Annotated in this window: 20 protein-coding genes and 1 pseudogene; 12 read left to right on the plus strand and 9 right to left on the minus strand. The window is 75.9% G+C overall.

Going from position 1 to position 21,149, the window contains the following annotated elements; genetic code table 11:
• Positions 1–49: 49 nt before the first annotated feature.
• From ACWENR_RS02500 to npdG, 3 genes are all read left to right on the plus strand, one after another.
• A complete protein-coding gene (locus ACWENR_RS02500; RefSeq protein WP_452275290.1) occupies positions 50–997 on the plus strand; it encodes a histone in 948 nt (315 codons plus the stop codon).
• Positions 998–1,065: 68 nt separating this feature from the next.
• Complete coding sequence (locus ACWENR_RS02505) at positions 1,066–2,499, plus strand: RNB domain-containing ribonuclease (RefSeq protein WP_452275291.1); 1,434 nt, start codon at positions 1,066–1,068, stop codon at positions 2,497–2,499.
• A gap of 297 nt (positions 2,500–2,796) precedes the next feature.
• Positions 2,797–3,495, plus strand: coding sequence for an NADPH-dependent F420 reductase (gene npdG / locus ACWENR_RS02510; RefSeq protein ID WP_452275292.1), 699 nt, complete (start codon positions 2,797–2,799; stop codon positions 3,493–3,495).
• Positions 3,496–3,525: 30 nt separating this feature from the next.
• On the opposite strand, the gene ACWENR_RS02515 is transcribed toward npdG, so the two are convergent.
• The 4 genes from ACWENR_RS02515 to ACWENR_RS02530 all read right to left on the minus strand — a co-directional run bounded on the left by ACWENR_RS02515 (position 3,526) and on the right by ACWENR_RS02530 (position 7,444).
• Entirely contained in the window at positions 3,526–3,921 is a 396-nt protein-coding gene (locus ACWENR_RS02515) for a RidA family protein (protein ID WP_452275293.1), read from the minus strand.
• Between the two features lie 185 nt (positions 3,922–4,106).
• A complete protein-coding gene (locus ACWENR_RS02520) occupies positions 4,107–4,586 on the minus strand; it encodes an RrF2 family transcriptional regulator (protein WP_452275294.1) in 480 nt (159 codons plus the stop codon).
• A gap of 111 nt (positions 4,587–4,697) precedes the next feature.
• A complete protein-coding gene (panB, locus tag ACWENR_RS02525) occupies positions 4,698–5,543 on the minus strand; it encodes a 3-methyl-2-oxobutanoate hydroxymethyltransferase (protein WP_452275295.1) in 846 nt (281 codons plus the stop codon).
• 140 nt (positions 5,544–5,683) lie between these two features.
• Positions 5,684–7,444, minus strand: a complete 1,761-nt coding sequence (locus ACWENR_RS02530; protein WP_452275296.1) for an NAD+ synthase — start codon at positions 7,442–7,444, stop codon at positions 5,684–5,686.
• Between the two features lie 257 nt (positions 7,445–7,701).
• Between ACWENR_RS02530 and glnA the strand changes: the two genes are divergently transcribed.
• The 4 genes from glnA to ACWENR_RS02550 all read left to right on the plus strand — a co-directional run bounded on the left by glnA (position 7,702) and on the right by ACWENR_RS02550 (position 10,972).
• Positions 7,702–9,051 carry a type I glutamate--ammonia ligase gene (gene glnA, locus ACWENR_RS02535; RefSeq protein WP_452275312.1) on the plus strand — a complete coding sequence of 450 codons (1,350 nt, stop codon included), beginning with the start codon at positions 7,702–7,704 and terminating at the stop codon, positions 9,049–9,051.
• A gap of 91 nt (positions 9,052–9,142) precedes the next feature.
• Complete coding sequence (locus ACWENR_RS02540; protein ID WP_452275297.1) at positions 9,143–9,568, plus strand: DUF350 domain-containing protein; 426 nt, start codon at positions 9,143–9,145, stop codon at positions 9,566–9,568.
• Positions 9,569–9,666: 98 nt separating this feature from the next.
• On the plus strand, positions 9,667–10,362 hold the full coding sequence (locus ACWENR_RS02545) for a helix-turn-helix transcriptional regulator (protein ID WP_452275298.1): 696 nt from the start codon (positions 9,667–9,669) through the stop codon (positions 10,360–10,362).
• Between the two features lie 235 nt (positions 10,363–10,597).
• The gene (locus ACWENR_RS02550) at positions 10,598–10,972 is read left to right on the plus strand and encodes a VOC family protein (RefSeq protein WP_452275299.1); all 375 of its coding nucleotides are present in this window, start codon (positions 10,598–10,600) and stop codon (positions 10,970–10,972) included.
• Between the two features lie 214 nt (positions 10,973–11,186).
• Here the strand turns inward: ACWENR_RS02550 and ACWENR_RS02555 are convergent, their stop codons facing one another.
• A complete protein-coding gene (locus ACWENR_RS02555) occupies positions 11,187–11,666 on the minus strand; it encodes a hypothetical protein (protein ID WP_452275300.1) in 480 nt (159 codons plus the stop codon).
• Positions 11,667–11,874: 208 nt separating this feature from the next.
• Between ACWENR_RS02555 and ACWENR_RS02560 the strand changes: the two genes are divergently transcribed.
• A complete protein-coding gene (locus ACWENR_RS02560) occupies positions 11,875–12,759 on the plus strand; it encodes a Vgb family protein (protein WP_452275301.1) in 885 nt (294 codons plus the stop codon).
• 17 nt (positions 12,760–12,776) lie between these two features.
• Here ACWENR_RS02560 and ACWENR_RS02565 read toward each other — a convergent pair whose 3' ends face one another.
• Positions 12,777–13,652 carry a S66 peptidase family protein gene (locus tag ACWENR_RS02565; RefSeq protein WP_452275313.1) on the minus strand — a complete coding sequence of 292 codons (876 nt, stop codon included), beginning with the start codon at positions 13,650–13,652 and terminating at the stop codon, positions 12,777–12,779.
• A gap of 180 nt (positions 13,653–13,832) precedes the next feature.
• On the opposite strand from ACWENR_RS02565, the gene cpt reads away from it, so the two are divergent.
• The gene (cpt, locus tag ACWENR_RS02570; protein WP_452275302.1) at positions 13,833–14,366 is read left to right on the plus strand and encodes a chloramphenicol phosphotransferase CPT; all 534 of its coding nucleotides are present in this window, start codon (positions 13,833–13,835) and stop codon (positions 14,364–14,366) included.
• 82 nt (positions 14,367–14,448) lie between these two features.
• Here the strand turns inward: cpt and ACWENR_RS02575 are convergent, their stop codons facing one another.
• Positions 14,449–14,865: a VOC family protein gene (locus tag ACWENR_RS02575; protein ID WP_452275303.1), complete on the minus strand. Its 417-nt coding sequence runs from the start codon at positions 14,863–14,865 to the stop codon at positions 14,449–14,451.
• A 77-nt stretch (positions 14,866–14,942) separates the two neighbouring features.
• On the opposite strand from ACWENR_RS02575, the gene ACWENR_RS02580 reads away from it, so the two are divergent.
• From ACWENR_RS02580 to ACWENR_RS02590, 3 genes are all read left to right on the plus strand, one after another.
• A complete protein-coding gene (locus tag ACWENR_RS02580; RefSeq protein WP_452275304.1) occupies positions 14,943–15,533 on the plus strand; it encodes a TetR/AcrR family transcriptional regulator in 591 nt (196 codons plus the stop codon).
• 179 nt (positions 15,534–15,712) lie between these two features.
• Positions 15,713–16,480, plus strand: a complete 768-nt coding sequence (locus ACWENR_RS02585; RefSeq protein ID WP_452275305.1) for a type 1 glutamine amidotransferase — start codon at positions 15,713–15,715, stop codon at positions 16,478–16,480.
• Entirely contained in the window at positions 16,480–19,500 is a 3,021-nt protein-coding gene (locus ACWENR_RS02590) for a bifunctional [glutamine synthetase] adenylyltransferase/[glutamine synthetase]-adenylyl-L-tyrosine phosphorylase (RefSeq protein WP_452275306.1), read from the plus strand. Before ACWENR_RS02585 ends, ACWENR_RS02590 begins: the two co-directional genes overlap by 1 nt.
• Positions 19,501–19,545: 45 nt before the next feature.
• On the opposite strand, the gene ACWENR_RS02595 is transcribed toward ACWENR_RS02590, so the two are convergent.
• Together ACWENR_RS02595 and ACWENR_RS02600 are read right to left on the minus strand one after the other, a co-directional pair.
• Entirely contained in the window at positions 19,546–20,250 is a 705-nt protein-coding gene (locus ACWENR_RS02595; RefSeq protein WP_452275307.1) for a class I SAM-dependent methyltransferase, read from the minus strand.
• Positions 20,251–20,393: 143 nt separating this feature from the next.
• Positions 20,394–21,149, minus strand: a pseudogene (locus tag ACWENR_RS02600) (hypothetical protein); the annotation flags it as partial.

A 21,149-nucleotide genomic window follows, 5' to 3' on the forward strand; every position in this document is an offset into this window, starting at 1 on the left:
GCTCCGTGCTTCGCGAGGGCGAGAGCACGTCCCCAAGGAGGGAACCGAGATGGCCGAAGCACAACAGGCCACCACCCGCCCGGCCGCCGGACGCACGACCGCCAGGAAGACCGCCGCGGCCGAGCGGTCCGCGGGCGCGGCCCGGACCGTACGGTCGTCGTCCGCCTCGACCACGGCGGCGAAGAAGACGACGGGCGGCAGGGCGACGGGCGGCGCCGGGCGGGCCCCGGCGACGAAGACCGCCGCCGCGAAGGCCCCCGCGAAGAAGGCCCCCGCGAAGAAGACGGCGACCAAGGCCGCGACGGGAGCGAAGAAGACGACGGCCGCGGCGAAGAAGACCGCCGCCGCGACCGCGAAGAAGGCGCCCGCCGCGGCGAAGAAGACGGCGGTCGCGGCCAGGAGCACCGCCACGAAGAAGACCACCTCGGCGAGGACGCCCGTCCGGCAGGCCGCGACCAGGGCCGCCACCGCGGCGAAGAAGGCGACCGCGCCGGCGAAGAAGACCACCGCGCCAGCCAAGAAGGCCCCCGCTGCCAAGAAGGCCCCCGCCAAGCCAGCCGCCGCCAAGAAGGCTCCCGCCAAGACGGCCGCCGCGAAGAAGGCCCCCGCCGCGACGACCACCGCCGCGCGCAAGGTCACCTCGACGGCGAAGAAGACCACCGCGACGGCGGCGAAGAAGACCGGCACGGCGGCGAAGGCGCCGGCCAGGAAGGCCGCCGCGAAGAAGACGACGCCGGCCCGGAAGACGGCCGCGACCCGGCCCACCGGCGGCGCCCGCAAGGCGGCGGCGAAGAAGGCGCCGGCGAAGAAGGCCACCGCGACGTCGTCGGCCACCACCCGCAAGGCGGCCGCGAAGAAGGCACCGGCGAAGAAGACCACCGTCGCCAAGGCGCCGGCCAAGAAGGTCACCGCCCGCAAGGCGCCGGCGCGGACGGCCGCCGCCCGGGCCACCGCGCCCCGGGGCGCACGAGCGGCGGCGCGCAAGGCGACCGGCTGACCGCCGCCCCGTGACTCCCGGCGCGCGCCGGGAAGCGGATCACCCGCCACGCTGTCAGGATTGACCCCGTGGTGATCCGACGCGTACTCGCGCCCCGCATCGACTTCGGCGCGCTGCGCCGCGAGTTGGGACTGCCCGAGGGGTTCCCGGCCGCGGCGCGGCGTGAGGCCGACGCCGCTGCTGCGGCGCCGCCCCGGCCTGCCGCCGACCGCACCGACATCCCGTTCGTCACCGTCGACCCCGTCGGCTCGCGCGACCTCGACCAGGCGATGCACCTCGCCCGGCGTCCCGGTGGCGGCTTCCGGGTGACGTACGCGATCGCCGATGTCGCCGCGCACGTGCGCCCCGGCGGCGCGCTGGAGGAGGAGACCTGGCGGCGCGGGCAGACCGTCTACCTGCCCGACGGGGCGGTGCCGCTGCACCCCGAGACCCTCAGCGAGGGCGCGGCGAGCCTCCTGCCGGAGGCCGACCGGGCCGCCGTCGTGTGGACCGTCGACCTCGACTCCGACGGCGGCACCGTCGGGGTCGCGCTGGAGCGGGCGCTGGTACGCAGCCGGGCCCAGTTGGACTACGCCGGCGTCCAGGCCGCCGCCGACGCCGGCCGGCTGCCCGAGCCGATCGCCCTGCTGCCCGAGATCGGGGCCCTGCTCACCGCGCGCGGCCTACGCCGGGGAGCGATCAACCTGCCACTGCCCGAGCAGGACGTGGAGGCGGACGGCGACGGCTGGCGGCTGGTGCTGCGCGGGCCGGTGCCGATGGAGGAGCACAACGCCCAGATCTCCCTGCTGACCGGGATGGCCGCCGCCGAGATCATGCTGGCCGGCGGGGTGGGCCTGCTGCGTACGATGCCGGCCCCGAAGCCCGAGGCGGTGGCGCGGCTGCGGGCCGCCGCCGCCCCGCTGGGCGTGCACTGGCCCGACGGGGCCGGCCCGGGCGAGGTGCTCGCCGGGTTGGACCCGTCCCAGCCCCGGGCGGCGGCCTTCGTCGACCAGGCGGCCGAGCTGATGCGGGGCGCCGCGTACACCGCCTTCGACGGCGCGCCGCCGCAGCAGCGGGAGCACGGCGGGGTGGCGGCCGCGTACGCCCATGTCACCGCGCCGCTGCGGCGCCTGGCTGACCGGTACGCCACGGAGGTCTGCCTGGCGCTGCACGAGGGCCGGCCGGTGCCCGACTGGGCCCGCGCGGCGCTGCCCCGGCTGCCCGAGGTGATGGCGACGACCGATCGGCTGGCCTCGGCGGCCACCCGGGGCGCGATCGAGCTTGCCGAGGCGGTGCTGCTCCAACACCGGGTCGGGGAGACCTTCGACGCGGCGGTGCTCGACGTCGACGCCGTCCCGGAGGGCAAGCCCCGACAGGGTCGCCGGCCCGGCGGTGCGGTGGCGCTCGACGACCCGCCGGTGCGTGCCCGCTGCCTGGGCGAGCTGCCGCTGGGGGAGCGGGTCCGGGTCCGGCTGGTCACCGCCGACCCGGCGACGCGTTCGGTGGCCTTCGAACGAGCCTGACGCCGCCCGCCGCCCGCCGCCCGCCGCCCGCCGCCTGCCGCCCGTCGCCCGCGTCGGCCCGCCTGCGGGCCGTCGCCCGTCGCCCGCGTCGGCCTGCCTTGCGCCCGCCGCCCGTCGCCCGGGTCGGCCCGCCTGCGGGCCGTCGCCCGTCGCCCGCGCCGCCTGCGTCGGCTCGCCCGCCGCCCGCCGCCCGCCGCTCGGCTGCCCGTCGCCGGTGTCGGTCGGGCGGGGCGGCAGCGGGGTTTGTCACACTGCCCGCCGCTGCTGGCGCGGGGCCGGGTTTGCGAGGATGACGGCATGGCTTACGACGCGAGCACGCTGCCCGACGTGTCCGGGCTCACCGTCGGCATCATCGGCGGCACCGGCGACCAGGGACGAGGGCTCGCCTACCGGTTCGCCCGGGCCGGGCAGTCAGTGCTGATCGGGTCCCGGACGGCCGAGCGGGCCGCGCAGTCCGCGCAGGAGATCGCGGCGCTGCCCGGCGTGCCGGCCGGGGCCGAGATCGCCGGCGCCGGCAACGAGGAGGTGGCCCGGCGCAGCGACGTGGTCGTCGTCGCGGTGCCGTGGGACGGGCACGCCGCCACCGTCGCCGCGCTCGCCGAGCCGCTCGCCGGCAAGATCGTCATTGACTGCGTCAACCCGCTCGGCTTCGACAAGCAGGGCCCCTACGCCCTCGCCGTGCCGGAGGGCAGCGCCGTCCAGCAGGCCGCCGGGCTGCTGCCCGACTCCCGGGTATGCGCCGCGTTCAACCACGTCAGCGCGCCGCTGCTGGCCGACCCGGAGATCGACCGGATCGACCTCGACGTGCTCATCTGCACCGAGGACCGGGAGCTGGTCGGTGTGGTCGCCGCCCTCGCGGCCCGGATCCCCGGCATGCGCGGCATCTACGCCGGCCGGCTGCGCAACGCCCACCAGATCGAGGCGTTCACCGCCAACCTGATCGCCATCAACAAGCGCTACAAGGCGCACGCCGGGATCCGGGTCACCGACCTCTGACGCCCTGCGGGCCGGGTGACGGTGGCCCGCTCAGGGCCGGGCGGCGACCGCGTCGACCTCGAAGAGCATGTCGGGCAGCGCGAGGGCGGCCACGCCGGTGAGGGTCTGCGTGGGCGGCGTGGCGCCCCAGATCTCGCCGATGACCCCCGCGACGACGGCCAGCTTGTCGGCGTCGTGGTCGACGATGTGGGTGCGCAGCTGCGCGACGTGGCGGTGCTCCAGCCCCTCGGCGGCCAACGCCCTGCCCAGGTTGGCGAAGGACTGCCGCACCTGCGTGGCGAAGTCCGGGGAGGTGACCTGGCCGGTGGCGTCGGAGGCGTACTGGCCGGCGACGAAGACCAGCTCTCCCGAGACGCGGGCGACGTGGCTGTAGCCGTAGCCCACCGGGTCGTGCAGGGTGTCGGGGTTGCTGACGGTGTGCGGCACGGTGGTTCCCTCCGTGGTCAGGCGGTGCGGTCCCGCCGGGTGGCGGCGGCCGTGACGGTCGTGAGCGGGGCGGGGTCGTCGGCGACCCCGGGGACGCCGGCCCCGCCGGCGGTCACCCCGCCGACCGGCGCGCCGCCCGCGATCGGGGCGGCTGGACGGCGGGGCGGCTGAACGGCGGGGCGGGGTCAGCCCCGCAGGGCGGTGAAGCGGTTGCGGGTCTGGTCGGGCGAGGCCGGGAACCGGTGCTCCACGGTGGCCCTGATGTCGGCCAGGCTCTGCGCGGCCAGCTCCCGTCGCCAGCTCAGCTCGGCCCGGCGCATGGCCTGGGAGATCACGCAGGTCTGCCGGTAGTCGACGTCCGACCGGCCGCCGGGGCCCTGACGCAGGATCTCGGAGCACCGGAACGCCTCGTCGCTGCCCTCGATCGCGACCACCACGTCCAGCAGGGTGATCTCCTCCGGCCGGCGGGCCAGCCGGAAGCCGCCCCGGGGGCCGGAGGTGGAGGTGACGATGCCGGCGCGGGCCAGCGCCTGGAGCTGCTTGTTCAGGTAGGCGGGGGGCAGCTCGTAGAACGCGGCGAGGGTGGTCGCGCGGATCGCCCGGCCGTCGGTGACCCAGGACAGGTTGAGGCAGGTGTGCAGGGCCCACTCGACGCCCTCGCTCATCTTCACATCGTGGACATTACTTGTCCAAGTTTGCCGTCGCAACCCGCCGTGGCCCGCCTCGCGGTGTCGACGGCCCGGGACGCGCCCGCGCCCCGGGCCGTCGGCCTGGCGTCAGAAGGTGTGCTCGGCGGCGGGGAAGTCGCCGCCGCGGACCTCGTCGGCGAAGCGCCGGGTCGCGTCGGCGAGGGTGCCGGCCAGGTCGGCGTAGCGCTTCACGAAGCGGGGCGCCTTGCCGGTACGCAGGCCGGCCATGTCCTGCCAGACCAGCACCTGGGCGTCGGTGTCCGGGCCGGCGCCGATGCCGACGGTCGGGATCGACAGCTCGGCGGTGATCCGCTTGGCCACCTCGCCGGGCACCATCTCCAGCACCACGGCGAACGCGCCCGCCTCGGCCACGGCGCGGGCGTCGGCGAGGACGTCCTCGGCGGCGTCGCCGCGCCCCTGGACCCGGTAGCCGCCGATCGCGTGCTCGCTCTGCGGGGTGAAGCCGATGTGCGCCATCACCGGGATGCCGGCGCCGGTGATCGCGGCGATCTGACCGGCACAGCGCCGGCCGCCCTCCAGCTTCACCGCGTGGCAGCCGCCCTCCTTCATGAACCGCACCGCGGTGCGCAGCGCCTGCGTCGGACCCTCCTCGTACGAGCCGAAGGGCAGGTCGCCGACGACCAGCGCGTGCCGGGTCGCCCGGACCACCGCGCGGACCAGCGGGAGCAGCTCCTCGGCGGTCACCGGCACCGTCGTCTCGTAGCCGAAGACGTTGTTCGCCGCCGAGTCGCCGACCAGCAGCACCGGGATGCCGGCCTGGTCGAAGATCGAGGCGGTGTACTGGTCGTACGAGGTGAGCATCGGCCACCGCTCGCCGCGCTCCTTGGCGGCGATCAGGTCGCGGGTGCGTACCCGCCGGGTGGCCGGGCCGCCGTAGAGGGCGGTCACCTCGGACGGGGTGGACTCCACCATGACTCTCTCCTTCCTCGAGGCCGCGTGCGCGGTCCCCGGGTTCCGTCGCGATCGTCGCACCCGACGACCGGCCGGCGGCAGAGCCCAGTGGAGGATGTCACTCCCGGGCCGTCGCGGTGACCGGCCCGGGAGCGGCCGGCTCAGCCGTCCTCGCGCCACCGGTTCGTGATCGGCAGCCGCCGGTCCCGCCCGAACGCCTTCATGGAGATCTTCGTGCCCGGCGCGGACTGCCGACGCTTGTACTCGGCGGTATCCACCATCCGCAGCACCCGGTCGACCACGGCCGCGTCGTGGCCGGACTCGACCAGCCCGTCCCGGCCGAGGTCGCCGTCGACGTAGCCGATCAGGATCGGGTCGAGCACGTCGTAGTCGGGCAGCGTGTCGCTGTCGAGCTGGCCGGGGCTCAGCTCGGCGCTCGGCGGCTTGCCGATCGAGTTCTCCGGGATGGGCGGGGTCTCGCCCCGGCGGGTCGCGTCGGCGTTGCGCCACTTCGCCAGCCGCCAGATCAGCGTCTTCCAGACGTCCTTGACGGGGTTGAAGCCGCCGACCGAGTCGCCGTAGAGGGTGGAGTAGCCGACCGCCAGCTCGCTCTTGTTGCCGGTGGTGAGCACCAGGTGCCCCTCCTGGTTGGACAGGGCCATGAGGATCACCCCGCGTACCCGGGCCTGGAGGTTCTCCACCGAGACGCCGGAGAGCGACATGTTGGCCAGGAAGGTGTCCACCATCGGCTGGATCGGCTCGACCCGGTAGTCCAGCCCGGTGCGCTTGGCCAGCTCCGCCGCGTCCTCCCTGCTGTGCTCGGAGGAGTGCTGGCTGGGAAGCGAGACGCCGACCACCCGGTCGGGGCCGAGCGCGTCGACGGCCAGCGCGGCCACCACCGCCGAGTCGATGCCGCCGGAGAGGCCGAGCACCACCGACGGGAACCGGTTCTTGTTGACGTAGTCGCGCAGGCCGAGCACCAGCGCCTGCCACACCTCGGCCTCGTCGGCCACCGGGGCGATGGTGCCGCCCGTGGCGGCGGGCCCGCCGGCCGGTGGCGGGACGGCGTCGACGGCGGCGCGGACCACCCGCATGTCGTCGGCCAGGGCCCCGTCGGGGTCGGCCGCCTCCCGCGCCGGCGGCAGGTCGACGTCGTGCACCAGCAGGTGCTCGACGAACTGCGGTGCGCGGGCGAGCAGCTCGCCCGCCGCGGTCACGATCATCGAGTCGCCCTCGAAGACCAGCTCGTCCTGGCCGCCGATCATGTTGACGTACGCGATGGTGGCCCCCGCCTCGGCGGCCCGGCGACGCACCAGCGGCAGCCGGATGTCGTCCTTGTTCAGCTCGTACGGCGAGCCGTTGATGTTCAGGACCAGGCCGACGCCGGCCTGGCGGGCGGCGGCGAACGGGCCGCCGGCCTGCCACAGGTCCTCGCAGATGGTCAGCGCCACGTCCACCCCGCCGACGCGGACGACGGTCAGCTCCCCGCCGGGGACGAAGTAGCGGTCCTCGTCGAAGACGCCGTAGTTGGGCAGGTGGTGCTTGAAGTAGGTGGCCACGATCCCGCCCCGGTGCAGCAGGGCGGCCGCGTTGCGGGCCCCGCGACCCGGTTCGGCGTCGCCGCTGACCTGCGGCGGGCCGTCGGCGTCCAGGTAGCCCACCAGCACCGGCAGCTCGCCCAGCCCGTCGGCGGCGAGATCGGCGGCGAGCCGGTCCACCGCGGCCTTCGACGCGGCGACGAAGGACCGCCGGAAGACCAGGTCCTCGACCGGGTAGCCGGTCAGCATCATCTCCGGGAACGCGACGAGCTGGGCGCCGGCGTCGGCGGCGCGGCGGGTCCAGTCACGGACCAGGGCGGCGTTGCCGGCGAGGTCGCCGACGGTCGGGTTGACCTGGCACAGGGCGAGACGCAGGGTGGGCATGCCCTCATCTTGCCCCAGCGGCCCGGACCCGACACGCGGGGCGGGACGAGACCGGGGCGGGGCGGCGGCGTCGTCGGCGCCGGGTGCCGGGGCGGTGCCGGCGGCGGCCCCGGCGGGTCCCGCCGGGCGGCGCGGGACAGGGCGGGACGCGGGCCGGCCCGTCGCGTAACGTCGGCGTAACGAGGCGGGTGGAGACTGGTCGGTCAGGCCGGCTCGACCCCGGCCGAAGGCGGGCAACAGTGTCGCGAGGGGTGGAAGTGGACCGTCAGCAGGAGTTCGTCCTCCGTACGCTGGAAGAGCGGGACATCCGGTTCGTCCGGCTGTGGTTCACCGACGTGCTGGGCACGCTCAAGAGCGTCTCGGTGGCCCCGGCCGAGCTGGAGGCCGCCTTCGAGGAGGGCATCGGCTTCGACGGCTCGGCGATCGAGGGCTTCGCCCGGGTCTTCGAGTCCGACATGGTCGCCATGCCCGACCCGACCACCTTCCAGGTCTTCCCGTTCGAGGGCGGGGTCAGCGGCGAGAGCGCCCGGATGTTCTGCGACGTCCTGCTGCCCGACGGCAGCCCGTCCTGGGCCGATCCGCGGCACGTGCTGCGCCGGGCGCTGTCGAAGGCGGCCGAGAAGGGCTTCACCTTCTACACCCACCCCGAGATCGAGTTCTTCCTGCTGGAGAACGGCCCGATGGACGGCTCGGTGCCCGTCCCGGTCGACACGGGCGGCTACTTCGAGCACACCACCCACGCCGTGGCGCGCGACTTCCGCCGGCAGGGCGTGCTGGCGCTGGAGCGCATCGGCATCTCCGTGGAGTACAGCCACCACGAGGTGGCCCCCGGCCAGCAGGAGATCGACCTGCGCTACGCCGACGCGCTGACCACCGCCGACAACATCATGACCTTCCGGCACGTGGTGAAGGAGGTGGCGCTCTCCACCGGCGTGCAGGCCACCTTCATGCCGAAGCCGTTCACCGACCAGCCGGGCAGCGGCATGCACACCCACCTGTCGCTGTTCGAGGGGGAGCGCAACGCGTTCCACGACGCGAGCGACCCGATGAAGCTGTCCAAGGTGGCGCGCGCGTTCATCGCCGGGCTGCTGGTGCACGCCCGGGAATACACGGCCGTCACCAACCAGTGGGTCAACTCCTACAAGCGGCTGTTCCCGCAGGCGCTGCCCGACCGGGTCACCGAGAGCCCCGCGTACGTCTGCTGGGGTCACCTGAACCGGTCCGCGCTGGTCCGCGTCCCGGCGTACGGCAAGCCGAACTCGGCCCGGGTGGAGATCCGCTCGCCCGACTCGGCGGCCAACCCCTACCTGGCCTTCGCGGTGCTGCTCGGGGCCGGGATGAAGGGCATCGAGGAGGGCTACGAGCTGCCGCCGGGCGCCGAGGACGACGTCTGGTCGCTGACCAGCGCCGAGCGGCGGGCGATGGGCTACGAGCCGCTGCCGGAGAACCTGGCCGAGGCGATCGACGTGATGGCCGGCTCCGAGCTGGTCGCCGAGGTGCTCGGCGAGCACGTCTTCGACTTCTTCCTGCGCAACAAGCGGGCCGAGTGGGAGCAGTACCGCCGCGAGGTCACCCCCTACGAGCGGCAGCGCTACCTGTCGCTGTAGGGCGGGGCTCCCGCCGCTGGCGCGGTGCCGCTATCGTCTCGATCACCGCGCCGGCACCCCCGCCGGGCGTAGGACGGTCGGGAGGCAGTCGGTGCTGGAGGACCTGCTCAGCGGAGCCTGGCAGAGCGTCGTGTTCGGGGTCGTCGGGGTGGCCCTGATGGCGGCCGGGTTCGGGCTGGTCGACGTGCTCACCCCCGGGCGGCTGCGCGAGCTGATCTGGGTGCGTCGCAACGGCAACGCCGCGCTGCTGCTCGCCGCCAACCAGCTCGGCATCGCCGGGATCGTCTTCACCGCGATCCTCACCAGCTACAGCGACTTCGCCAAGGGGCTGGCCTCGACTGTCGTCTTCGGCCTGATCGGGCTGGCGATCATGGCGTTGGCGTTCCTGGTGCTGGACCTGCTCACCCCGGGCAAGCTCGGCGAGATCATCTGCTCGGACGAGCCGCACCCGGCGGCCCGGGTCAGCGCCGCCACGCACTTCGGCGCCGCCCTGATCGTCTGCGCCTGCATCGCCTGAGCCGGCTGTCCCGGGCGCGTTCGCGCCGCGCCCGCGCCCGGGTCGCGCCCGCGCCCGGGCGGTGCGGTTCCGTCGTACCCCCGTTCTAGGTTGCGGGGGTGAACCGGACGGACCGTCTCTACGCCCTGGTCGAGGAGCTGCGTGCCGTGTCGCCCCGGCCGCGCAGCGCCCGCTGGCTCGCCGAGCGCCTCGAGGTGAGCAGCCGCACCATCGAGCGCGACATCAACGCCCTCCAGGAATCCGGCGTGCCGATCTGGGCCGAGCCGGGTCGCACGGGCGGCTACGCGCTCGACCGGGCGCGCACGCTGCCGCCGGTCAACCTCACCCCCGGCGAGGCCGTCGCCCTGGCGGTGGCGCTGCACCGGATGCGCGGCACCCCGTTCGCCGCCGCGGCCGGCTCCGCGCTGCGCAAGCTGGTCGGCGTGATGCCGGCCGCCGACGCCGCCGAGGCGCACCGGCTGGCCGCGCGGGTGCACCTGATCGGCGAGGGCCCGGCGACGCCCGTCCCGGCCGGCGTCGCCGACGCCGTACGCGCGGGGCGCGTGCTGCGCATCCGCTACGCCGACCGGGCGGGTGCCGGCTCGCTGCGCGACGTCGAACCGTTGGGCTACCTCGGCAACTCCCGGCACTGGTACCTGCTGGCCTGGTGCCGGCTGCGCGGCGGCATCCGGGCCTTCCGCACCGACCGGATCAGCTCGGTCAACGCCCTCGGCGAGCGGGTGCCGGAGCGGGAGCTGGCGGTCGACGACCTCGACATCCCCCGGGAGCGCATCCGCCGGCTCAGCCTGGTCTGAGGCGGGACGGCACCGGCCGTCAGCCGCGCGGCATGCCGTCCCGTTCGGACGCTCGCGTGGGAGGAGGCACCGACGTGCCCGACGCGCTCGGCCACGCCGGCGCTCCCTCCGCCCGCCCGGCGGGGAAAGCCCGAACCTGTCGCGAAACACCGACAGGACGGTGTCGCGGGCGGGGCCGAGGCTCATTCCCGACGGCGCCGGCCGAGGGGGCCGGCGCGCGAACGGGAGGCGACAGATGTCCGCGATCACCAACGGGGTCAACTGGTTCGAGGTCGGCACCGACCGGCCGGAGGAGACCAGGCGGTTCTACACCGAGCTGTTCGGCTGGGCGTACGACGAGCAGGGCACGCCCGAGGAGCCCTACCAGGTGGTCGGGCCGGGGCCGGAGGGCTCCATCCAGGGCGGGATCCGCGAGGTCCGCGAGGCGGGCGCGAACTACGCGGTGTTCTACGTGCAGGTGGCCGACGTGGCGCGGACCTGCCGGCAGACGGAGGCGGCGGGTGGCCGGGTGCTGGTGCCGGCGACGAAGAACCACAACGGGCTCACCTTCGCGCACCTGCACGACCCGGCCGGCAACCTCATCGGCGTCTACAGCCCGCCCGGGGCCTGACCCGGGTCGCCGTCCGCCCCGGCCGGATCCACCGCCCGACCTGGCGCCGGGTCGTCGTCCGCGTCGTCCGGGTTCGCCGGGTCGGCGTCCGCGTCGCCCGGGGCGCCGGGTCGGCGTCCGCTCCGGTCGGGTTCGCCGGGTCGGCGTCCGCTCCGCCCGGGTTCGCCGGGTCGCCGTCCGCCCCGGCCTGGGTGCCGGGGCGGACGGCGGGCGGTCACCTGCCGGCCGGGCCGCCGTGCCCGCCGCGACCGCCCGGGCCGGGGAGGACGCCGGCCTCGGCGGCCGCGCTGACGGCGTCCGCCTGCTCCTGGGTGAGCTTGCCGTCCTCGACGGCCTGCGCCAGGCGCTCCTTCAGCGCGGCCTGCCGGTCGGCGGAGTCGCCCCTGTCGGGCCGGTCGCCCTTGTCGCCCTTTCCGGGCCGGTCGGCCGGCTTGCGCTCCTCGCGCAGCTTCTCCAACGCGGCCGTGACCTTGTCGGTGTCGACGCCCAGCTCCGTGGCCAGCTTCTCGGCGAACTCCGCCTGCCGGTCGGCCCGCTGCTGCCGGCGGTCGCCGTCCTCGGTGGTGCCGGCGCTCGACGCCGGGGCGGCGCCGTCCGCGGCGAACGCGACCGTCGGGGCCGCGACGCCCACGCCGAGTACGCCGGCCGCGGCCAGCCCGGCCAGCAGGTGCTTCTTCCTCATCGTGCGGGACATGTCGTCCTCCATCCGGTTGGTGGGTGGTGCGATGACCTCACCGACGGTGACCAGTCGGGCTGGGGGGAAGCCGTGGCGAGCCTGTCAGCGAGCTGGCAATCCGGCCGCCCCGACCGGACAAACGGGTTGCCTCGGCGCGCGCCGGTGGGGAGGATGGACGATCGGCACGGCCCCACCGGGGCGGAACAGGTGACGGAAGGTGACCCTCTTGACGACCTCCGCGAAGATCCGGGAAGTCCCGCTGACCGGTGCCGGCAGCGGCCCGTACGCCATCACGGTCGGCCCCGACGGCGCGCTGTGGCTGACGCTGGTCCACGCCGGCGAGATCGCCCGGGTGGGGGCCGACGGCGAGCTGCGGACCTGGCCGGTGGCGGCCGACAGCCGGCCGCTGATCATCACCGCGGGGCCCGACGGCGCGCTCTGGTTCACCCGCTCCGGCGACGACCGGATCGGCCGGATCACCACCGACGGGGAGCAGAGCGCCGTCGCGCTCCCGGCGGGGACCGGCCCGTGCGGCATCGCCGCCGGTCCCGACGGCGCCCTCTGGTACGCGGCGATGAGCGCCGACGCGATCGGCCGGGTCACCGTCGACGGGCAGGTGACGCGGTTTCCGCTGCCGGTGAGCGGCGGCTTCCCCTCGATGGTCGCCGCCGGCCCGGACGAGGCCGTCTGGTTCACGCTCAACCAGGCGAACGCGGTCGGCCGGATCGGCATGGACGGCGCGGTGACGCTGCACCCGCTGCCGACCGAGGGGGCCGGCCCGGTCGGCATCACCGCCGGCGTGGACGGCGCGCTCTGGTTCGTCGAGATCGGCGCGGGTCAGCTCGGCCGGATCACCCCGGACGGGCGGATCGACGAGTACCCGCTGCCGGACCGGGCCGCCCGGCCGCACGCGATCGTCGCGGACCCCGGCGGCGGCTGCTGGTACACGGAGTGGGGCGGCAACCGGATCGGCCACGTCACCCCGGACGGCACGATCACCACCCACGACCTCCCGACCCCGGGCGCCGAGCCCCACGGGCTCACGGTCGCCCCCGACCGCACGGTCTGGGCCGCCCTGGAGACCGGCGCCCTGGCCCACCTGACCCCCTGATCGGCGGGGTGGGCGGGTCAGCGGACGGCGGGGGCGACCGTGAGGGTGGCGGTGCCGGTGTCGAGGGTGGCCTCGGTGCCGACCGGGACGGTGAGCTGGCCGACGCCGTGGCCGATCGGCAGGCCACCGAGGACCGGGACGCCGAGGTCGCCGAGGCGCTCGGCGAGCACGTCGGCGACGGTGACCGACCAGCCGTCGGCGCAGCCGGTGAACTGGCCCACCGCCACGCCGGCCAGCCCGTCCAGCGCACCGGCCCGCCGGAGCTGGGTGAGCATCCGGTCCACCTTGTAGGGCGGCTCCTGCACGTCCTCCACGAGCAGGACCGCCCCGGTCAGGTCCGGCATGTCCGGGGTGCCCAGCGACGCCACGATCAGGCAGAGGTTGCCGCCGAGCAGCGGGCCGGTCGCCCGTCCCGGTACGCGCACCGGGAAGGTCTCCTCCTCGGCGACGGCGGTGACCGTCACCGGCTCGGTGGTCGTCAGGGCGGCGTGCAACGACTCCGCGGAGCGCAGCGGCGTGCGCTCGTCCAGCCAGGCCGCCCCGGGCCCGTGCACGCCCGCCAGCCGGGCGCCCCGCCACAGCGCGAACTGCAACGCGGTGATGTCGGAGAAGCCGGCGACCACCTTCGGGTCCCGGCGTACGGCGGCCATGTCGATGGCGTCGACGATCCGCTGCGCGCCGTAGCCGCCCCGGGTGCAGATCACCCCGCGCACCTCGGGATCGGCGAACGCGGCGTTCAGGTCGGCGGCCCGCAGCTCGTCCGCCCCGGCGAGATAGCCCTGCCGGGCGTACGCGTTCGGCGCCAGCACCGGCCGCAGGCCCCAGCCGGTGAGCAGCTCGACGCCCCGCGCCACCCGCTCCGGACGGGTCGGCCCCGACGGGGACACCAGCATCACCGTGTCGCCGGGGCGCAGCGCCGGCGGTCGGAGGACGGCTGGCTGCTCGGGCGCGGTGCGGTCGGACACAGCGGCAGAGCCTAGCTGCAATGCCCGGCGCCGGCACGGGCCGTGCGGCGGAGCGACGGTGCCCGATTACCGTTTCGTGCCGCGCGGCACGCGCCCTACCATGGCGCGATGGCGGCTCAGATGATCATCATCAACGGTGGTTCCAGCTCGGGGAAGTCCGGGATCGTCCGGTGCCTGCAGGCCGTCCTGCCGGATCCGTGGCTGGCGTTCGGCTGCGACTCGTTCGTCGACGCCCTGCCCGCCAGGATGCAGGCCGGGGACGGGGGGATCGAGATCGCGGCGGACGGCGAGGTAAGCGTCGGGGCGGACTTCCGGGCGCTGGAGGCGGCCTGGACGCTGGGTGTCGCCGCGATGGCCCGGGCCGGGGCCAGGATCGTCGTCGACGACGTCTTCCTCGGCGGCGCGGCGTCCCAGCGGCGGTGGCGTGAGGCCCTGGACGGGGTGCCCGCGCTGTGGGTCGGGGTCAGGTGCGACAGCGCCGTCGCCGCCGGCCGCGAGATCGCCCGAGGCGACCGGGCGCCCGGGATGGCCGCGTCCCAGGCGGACCTGGTGCACGAGGGGGTCTCCTACGACCTGGAGGTGGACACCACGCACACCGAGTCCATGGCGTGCGCGCGGGCCATCGCCGCCCGCGTCGGCTGACCGCGCGCACCCCGGGTCCGGTGGCGTGCGCGCGGGGCCGGCGCCGACCGCGTCGGTCGGTCTCGGGGACGGCCGCGGTGGTTCAGCCGTCGAGATACCGCTCGGCGTACGCCGCCGACGGCGGGATGGGCGTGATGACGTCGATCAGGACGCCGTCCGGGGCGGCGACGATGAAGTGCCGCTGCCCGAAGTCCTCGTCGCGCAGCGCGAGTTCGGCGCGCAGCCCGCCGTGGACGACGAGCCGCTCCCACTCGGCGTCGACGTCGGTCACCTCCAGGTTGAGCAGCAGGCCCCGCACCGGGGCCCGGTACGCCTCCGGCAGCGTCGGGTGCCGGTGGTCGAGCAGCGCCAGCTCGTACGCCGGTGGTCCCGGCCGCCGCAGGCTCACGTACCAGTCGGCCTCGAAGGTCGTCTCGAAGCCGAGGAAGCGCCGGTAGAACTCGTGGGACTCGCCGAGCCGGGACGTGCAGACGACCGGGTAGAAACTGGTCAGATTCACGGTGGATCCTTTCGCGTACCATCGGTATGCGAAAACCGTAGTTCGCATACCGTCGGTATGTCAACGGAGGGGACGCGATGACCGAGGGCATCCGCGCGCGGCAGCGGGAGCAGACCCGGCGGACGCTGCTGGACGAGAGCCGCCGGCTGTTCGCCACCCGGGGGTACGCGGCGGTCGGCCTGGCCGAGATCGTGCGCGTCGCCGGGGTCACCAAGGGGGCGCTCTACCACCACTTCGCCAGCAAGGCCGAGCTGTTCCGGGCCGTGCTGGCCGAGGCGCAGCAGGACGTGGCGCGACGGGTCGCCGCGACCGCCGACGCCCAGCCCGACCCCTGGGCCCGGTTCACGGCGGGCTGCCAGGCGTTCCTGACCGCGAGCACCGACCCGGAGATCCAGCAGATCATGCTGGTCGACGGCCCCGCCGTGCTCGGCTGGGCCGAGTGGCGCGCGCTCGACGAGGCCGCCTCGGGGCGGCACCTGGCCGAGGAGCTGAGCCTGCTGGTGGAGCGGGGGCTGATCGCGCCGCAACCGGTCGCGCCGCTGACCCACCTGCTGTCCGGGGCGATGAACGAGGCGGCGCTCTGGCTCGCCCGCTCGACCGACCCGGCCGCCCTGGACGACACCCGCGCCGCCCTCGCCCGGATGCTCGACGCGCTACGCGCCCGCTGACCCGACGCCGCGCGCCCGCCGACCCGACCGCGCATGCCGTGGCCGGCGTGCCGCGTGGGCCGGCGTGCCGCCGCGCCCGGCGTGTCGCGTGTCCGCCGGGACGACCCGGCCGGCGTGGGCACCGCCGCGCGGTGGAGGCGTTCCGGGGGGCGTCGGGGTCACCGGCTAGCCTCGACGTCGTGGCTACCGCGTTGGTGATCGAGAACGACCCGACCGACGACGTCCGCCGGCTCGGCGAGTGGCTGACCGAGGCGGGCCTCGACCTGTGGGTCGTACGCCCGCACGCCGGCGACGAACTCCCCGCCGACCTGGAGGGATACTCCGCGCTGGTGGTGCTCGGCGGCGAGCAGCAGACCTACCCGCTGGCCGACGGCTCGCCCGGTGCGCCCTGGTTCCCCGCCCTCGAGGGGCTGCTGCGCAAGGCCGTCCGGCACCGGGTGCCCACCCTGGGCATCTGCCTGGGCGCGCAGCTGCTGGCGACCGCGCACGCCGGTCGGGTCGAGCGCAGCCCGTCCGGGCCGGAGATCGGGCCCGGCCTGGTCGGCAAGCGGGACGCCGCCGACACCGACCCGCTGTTCCGCTACGTCCCGCTGATGCCCGACGTGCTCCAGTGGCACTCCGACGAGATCACCGAGCTGCCCCGGGGCGCCACCCTGCTGGCCGCCTCCACGCGCTATCCGCACCAGGCGTTCCGCCTCGGCGACCGGGCCTGGGGGCTCCAGTTCCACATCGAGTGCGACACCGCGATGATCACCGACTGGGCCACCGACTCGACCGTCCTGGCCGAGCTGGGACACGATCCTGACCTGGTGGTGGCGGCCTGCCACGCGGTGATGGTCGACGTCGAGGAGGTCTGGCAGCCGTTCGCCGCCCGGTTCGCCGCGCTGGCCCTCGGCGAGCTGGGCGACGAGTCCCCCCGCCGCAGCCTGCCGCTGCTCGGGCAGTGATGGGCCGGCCGACCAGCGCCGCGGGCCGGCTCGCCCGCTACGGGTTCGGCACCGACGGCGACCGCGCCACCCGCGCCGCCGACCTGCTCGGCCCGGACGGGCTGGGCCTGTGGCGGCCGGACGTGCAGGAGCCGACCGGCGACCACGCGGCGGAGCTGCTGGCCGCGCTCTCCCGCGCCGCCGACCCGGACCTGGCGCTGCGCCAGCTGCACCGCATCGTCGAGGCCGAGCGCCGGGCCGCCGGCCCGGACGCCGCCGCAGCGTCGGCGCTGCTGGCCGCGCTCGTCGGCGATCCGGGGCTGCGCCGCCGGCTGATCGCCGTCCTCGGCGCGTCCTCCGCGCTCGGCGACCACCTGGTCGCCAATCCCGACCAGTGGCCCGCGCTGCGGACCGCCCCGGACGGGCTCGCCCCGACCGCCGAGGGGCGGCTCGACCTGTCCGGCGACGGCCAGCCGATCGCGGTGCTGCGCAGGGCGTACCGGCTGGCGCTGCTGCGGATCGCGGCGGCCGACCTGACCGGCGGCCGGGGCCTGGAGCAGACGATGGCGACGCTCTCCGCGCTGGCCGACGCGACCCTGTCGGCGGCGTACGAGATCGCGGTAAGCGAGCTGCCGGAGGGCACCCCACGGCCCCGGCTGGCGGTCGTGGCGATGGGCAAGTGCGGCGGCCTCGAACTGAACTACGTCTCCGACGTGGACGTCATCTTCGTGGCCGCCGAGGACGACGACCTCGCCGCCGCCACGACGGTCGCCACCCGGCTGATCCACGTCTGCGGCCTGGTTGCCTGGCCGGTCGACGCCGCCCTGCGGCCCGAGGGCAACCGTGGCCCGCTGGTGCGGACGCTCGCCAGCCACCTCGCCTACTACCGACGCTGGGCGCGCACCTGGGAGTTCCAGGCGCTGCTCAAGGCGCGGCCGGCGGCCGGCGACCTGGCGCTGGGCCGCGAGTGGATCGACCAGCTCGCCCCGCTGGTGTGGCGGGCCGCCGAGCGTCCCGAGGCGGTCGAGGACGTCCGCGCCATGCGGCGCAAGATCATCGACAACATCCCCCCGAAGGAGCTGGAGCGCGAGATCAAGCGCGGGCCGGGCGGGCTGCGCGACATCGAGTTCGCCGTCCAGCTGCTGCAGCTGGTGCACGGCCGGGGGGACGAGTCGCTGCGGACGCCCGGCACCATCCCGGCGCTGCGCGCCCTGGTCGCCGGCGGCTACGTCGGGCGCGCCGACGGCGAGGCGCTGCTGCGCGGCTACCGTTTCCTGCGCGGCGTCGAGCACCGTCTCCAGCTCCAGGGGCTGCGCCGCACCCACACCGTGCCGACCGAGCCGGCCGCGCTGCGCTGGCTGGCCGCCGCGCTGGGCCACGTGGCCACGCGGGGGCGCAGCGCCGTCGAGGAGTTCCGCGCCGAGTGGGTCACCCACGCCGCCGAGGTACGCCGGCTGCACGCCAAGCTGCTCTACCGGCCGCTGCTGGAGTCGGTGGCCCGGGTGCCGGCCGACGGGCTGCGGCTGACCCCGGAGGCGGCCCGGCACCGGCTGGAGATCCTCGGCTTCGGCGATCCCGCCGGGGCGCTGCGCCACCTCCAGGCCCTCACCGGCGGGGTGAGCCGCACCGCCGCCATCCAGCGCACCCTGCTGCCGGTGCTGCTCAGCGAGTTCGCCGACGCCCCCGAGCCGGACCGGGGCCTGCTCAACTACCGGCAGGTCTCCGACAAGCTCGGCAGCACGCCCTGGTACCTGCGCCTGCTGCGCGACTCCGGGCCGGTGGCCCGCCGGTTGGCCCGGGTGCTCTCCTCCTCCCGGTACGCCGCCGACCTGCTGGCCCGCGAGCCGGAGGCGCTGCGGCTGCTGGCGGAGGAGAGCGAGCTGACCCCCCGGCCGAGGGAGGTGCTCTGCGAGGGCTTCGCCGCCGCGGCGGCCCGGCACGCGGATCCCGTCGAGGCCACCCGGGCGATCCGCGCGATGCGCCGCCGGGAACTGGTCCGGATCTCCTGCGCCGACCTGCTGAGCCGGGCCGGCTCGCTGGCCCCGTCGCCGCCCCGCCCCGACGGCGGGCGGGCCGCGCTGGGGCTCGCCGACGTGACGGCCGTCGGCACCGCCCTGGCGGACGTCACCGACGCCACGCTGGCCGCCGCGCTGCGGGCCGCCCGGGCGACCCAACCGCCGATGCCGGGGCTGCGCTTCGCCGTGATCGGCATGGGCCGGCTCGGCGGGTACGAGTCGAACTACCTCTCCGACGCCGACGTGCTCTTCGTCTACGACCCCCCGGCCGGTGCCGGCGAGAGCGCGGCCAGCGCCGCCGCCCACGCGGTCGCCGAGGAGCTGCGCCGGCTGCTGGGCATGCCCGCGCCCGACCCGCCGCTGGGCGTGGACGCCGACCTGCGCCCGGAGGGCCGGCAGGGGCCGCTGGTGCGCAGCCTCGCCGCGTACGCGCAGTACTACGCCCGCTGGTCCAGGGTGTGGGAGGCACAGGCGCTGCTGCGCGCCCGGTTCGTCTGCGGTGACGCCGACCTGGGCGCGGAGTTCGAGGCGATGATCGACCCGGTCCGCTACCCGGCCGACGGGCTGACCCGCGAGCAGGTGGTGGAGATCCGCCGGATCAAGGCGCGGGTGGAACACGAGCGGCTGCCCCGGGGCGCCGACCCGGCCACCCACACCAAGCTGGGGCGGGGCGGCCTCGCGGACGTCGAGTGGGCGGTGCAACTGCTCCAGCTTCGGCACGCCGGGGCGATCCCGGCGCTGCGCGGCACGCGTACGCTCGACGCCCTCGCGGCGGCCCGGGACGCGGAGCTGGTCGACCCGACGGACGCCACCGAGATGGCGGCCGGCTGGACGCTGGCCGCGCAGGTCCGTAACGCGCTGATGCTGGTGCGGGGCCGGGCGGGCGACCAGCTGCCCCGGCACGGCGTCGAGCTGGCCGGGGTGGTCCGGCTGCTCGGCCGCGACGACCCCGGCGAGTTCCTCGACGAATACCTGCGCACCTGCCGCCGCTCCCGGGCGGCGATGGAACGCGTGCTCGACGCCTGACGCCGGCCGTCGCCGTCGCCGTCGACGCGTCGACGCCGCCCGGCGTCAGCGCTCGCGGCGGACCAGTACCACGTGGTCGACGAGGGTGCCGACCTGGCCGTCCGGGCCGGTGGCCTGCCGGCGCGGGGCGTCGAGCCGTTCGGTGACCCACCGGTCGGGGTCGAGGTCGAGCTCCGCGAGCGTCTCCTGCGGGGTGGGGAAGCGCGCGTGGTGGTCGTGGCGCCCCCACGGCGGGACCTCGCCGTGCTCGACGACGAGCAGCCGGCCGCCGGGGGCCACCGCCCGGGCCGCCGAGCGCAGCACCTCGGCGCGCGGGAACTCCAGCGGCGACTGGAGGAACTGCGCGGACACCAGGTCGAACTCGCCCGGCGGGAAGGTCCGGGTGAGGTCGTGCCGCCGGAACTCGATGCGGGACGCCACCCCGGCCTCGGTGGCTGCCGCCGACGCCCGGTCGAGGGCGGTCTGGGCGACGTCGACGGCCGTCACCCGCCAGCCCCGCCCGGCCAGCCAGATCGCGTCGCCGCCCTCGCCGCAGCCCAGGTCCAGCACGCTGCCCGGCGTCAGCGACCCGGCGACGTCGGCCAGGACGGGGTTCGCCCGCCCGCTCCAGAACCTCTCGCGCTGCGCGTAGAGCTCCTCCCAGAATCGTGCGGTCTCGTCGTCGACGTCGCGGTGCCGCCCCTCGTCGGCCATGCCCGTCGCCGTCGCGTCCTCGTGCCGGTGCTCGCCGGCCGTCCCGTGGTGGTGCACGGTGCCATCCCTCCTGGTCCGCCGGGGGCGACCCACCCCGTGGGCGGCGCCCCTGCCTGTTCGCCATCGTGCGCCCCGCCGGTAGCGGGCGGCAAGAAACCTTGCCGGTTCGGCAAACTGCGGGTCGTCGGCGCGGCGTGGGGTCAGCTACCGAGCCGGTACGTGCCGGCGCGCGGCACGGTCACCGCCGTCCAGTCGCCGTCGGCGGCGACCGTGGCGCCGCCCGACGCGGTCAGCCAGCGGCTGTGCCGGACCCGGACCGGCACCGTGGCGGCGGACGCGGTCCGGAAGGTCACCGACGCGCCGTCCTGCGCGACGGGCTCGGCCGGCGCGCCGACGACGGGCGTCGGGTCGACCACTGCCCAGACCCGCCAGTGCGGGCCGGACCAGACGGGCGTCAGGTACGCCAACCCGCCCGCGACCAGCTCGGCCTCGGCCCGCCCCACCCAGGACAGCGGGGCGTCCGGCACCGCGACGAACTGCACCGCGTTGTCGTGCAGCCAGTCCCGGTAGCTCGCGGCGGTCAGCGGCACCCCGGTGCCGGCCGCGCCCGGGACGGTGGTGAAGAAGAGCGGGTTGCGGTCGATGTCGGCCTGCCGCAGCCAGCCCCGGGCCAGCGGCACCTCGCCCAGCGCCGCCGCCTCCCGGTAGTTGCGGGTCGGCGGGACCTCCACCCGGCCGGTGAGCCGCTGGCCGTCGAGGAATTCCCGCAGCGGCGCGAAGTAGGCGGCCCGGCCGGTCGGGTCGTCGACGCTGCGCAGGTCGGCGGGGGGCACCGGGGGCTGCCACCAGCACACCGCCGCCAGCAGCCCGGCCAGCGCGACAATCCCCGGGATCCGCCCCCGGACTCGCGCGCCGGTGCCGGCCCGTGGTCCGGCCGGTTCCGCCCACGGCCGGCC

It is taken from the genome of Micromonospora sp. NPDC004336 (genome assembly GCF_053602615.1).

Bases quoted from the DNA above. Each gene is read 5' to 3' on its own strand.
- ACWENR_RS02500 (WP_452275290.1), top strand. From the start codon at position 50: ATGGCCGAAGCACAACAGGCCACCACCCGCCCGGCCGCCGGACGCACG.
- npdG (WP_452275292.1), top strand. From the start codon at position 2,797: ATGGCTTACGACGCGAGCACGCTGCCCGACGTGTCCGGGCTCACCGTC.
- ACWENR_RS02520 (WP_452275294.1), bottom strand. From the start codon at position 4,586: ATGAGCGAGGGCGTCGAGTGGGCCCTGCACACCTGCCTCAACCTGTCC.
- panB (WP_452275295.1), bottom strand. From the start codon at position 5,543: ATGGTGGAGTCCACCCCGTCCGAGGTGACCGCCCTCTACGGCGGCCCG.
- ACWENR_RS02530 (WP_452275296.1), bottom strand. From the start codon at position 7,444: ATGCCCACCCTGCGTCTCGCCCTGTGCCAGGTCAACCCGACCGTCGGC.
- ACWENR_RS02550 (WP_452275299.1), top strand. From the start codon at position 10,598: ATGTCCGCGATCACCAACGGGGTCAACTGGTTCGAGGTCGGCACCGAC.
- ACWENR_RS02555 (WP_452275300.1), bottom strand. From the start codon at position 11,666: ATGTCCCGCACGATGAGGAAGAAGCACCTGCTGGCCGGGCTGGCCGCG.
- ACWENR_RS02565 (WP_452275313.1), bottom strand. From the start codon at position 13,652: ATGCTGGTGTCCCCGTCGGGGCCGACCCGTCCGGAGCGGGTGGCGCGG.
- cpt (WP_452275302.1), top strand. From the start codon at position 13,833: ATGGCGGCTCAGATGATCATCATCAACGGTGGTTCCAGCTCGGGGAAG.
- ACWENR_RS02580 (WP_452275304.1), top strand. From the start codon at position 14,943: ATGACCGAGGGCATCCGCGCGCGGCAGCGGGAGCAGACCCGGCGGACG.
- ACWENR_RS02590 (WP_452275306.1), top strand. From the start codon at position 16,480: ATGGGCCGGCCGACCAGCGCCGCGGGCCGGCTCGCCCGCTACGGGTTC.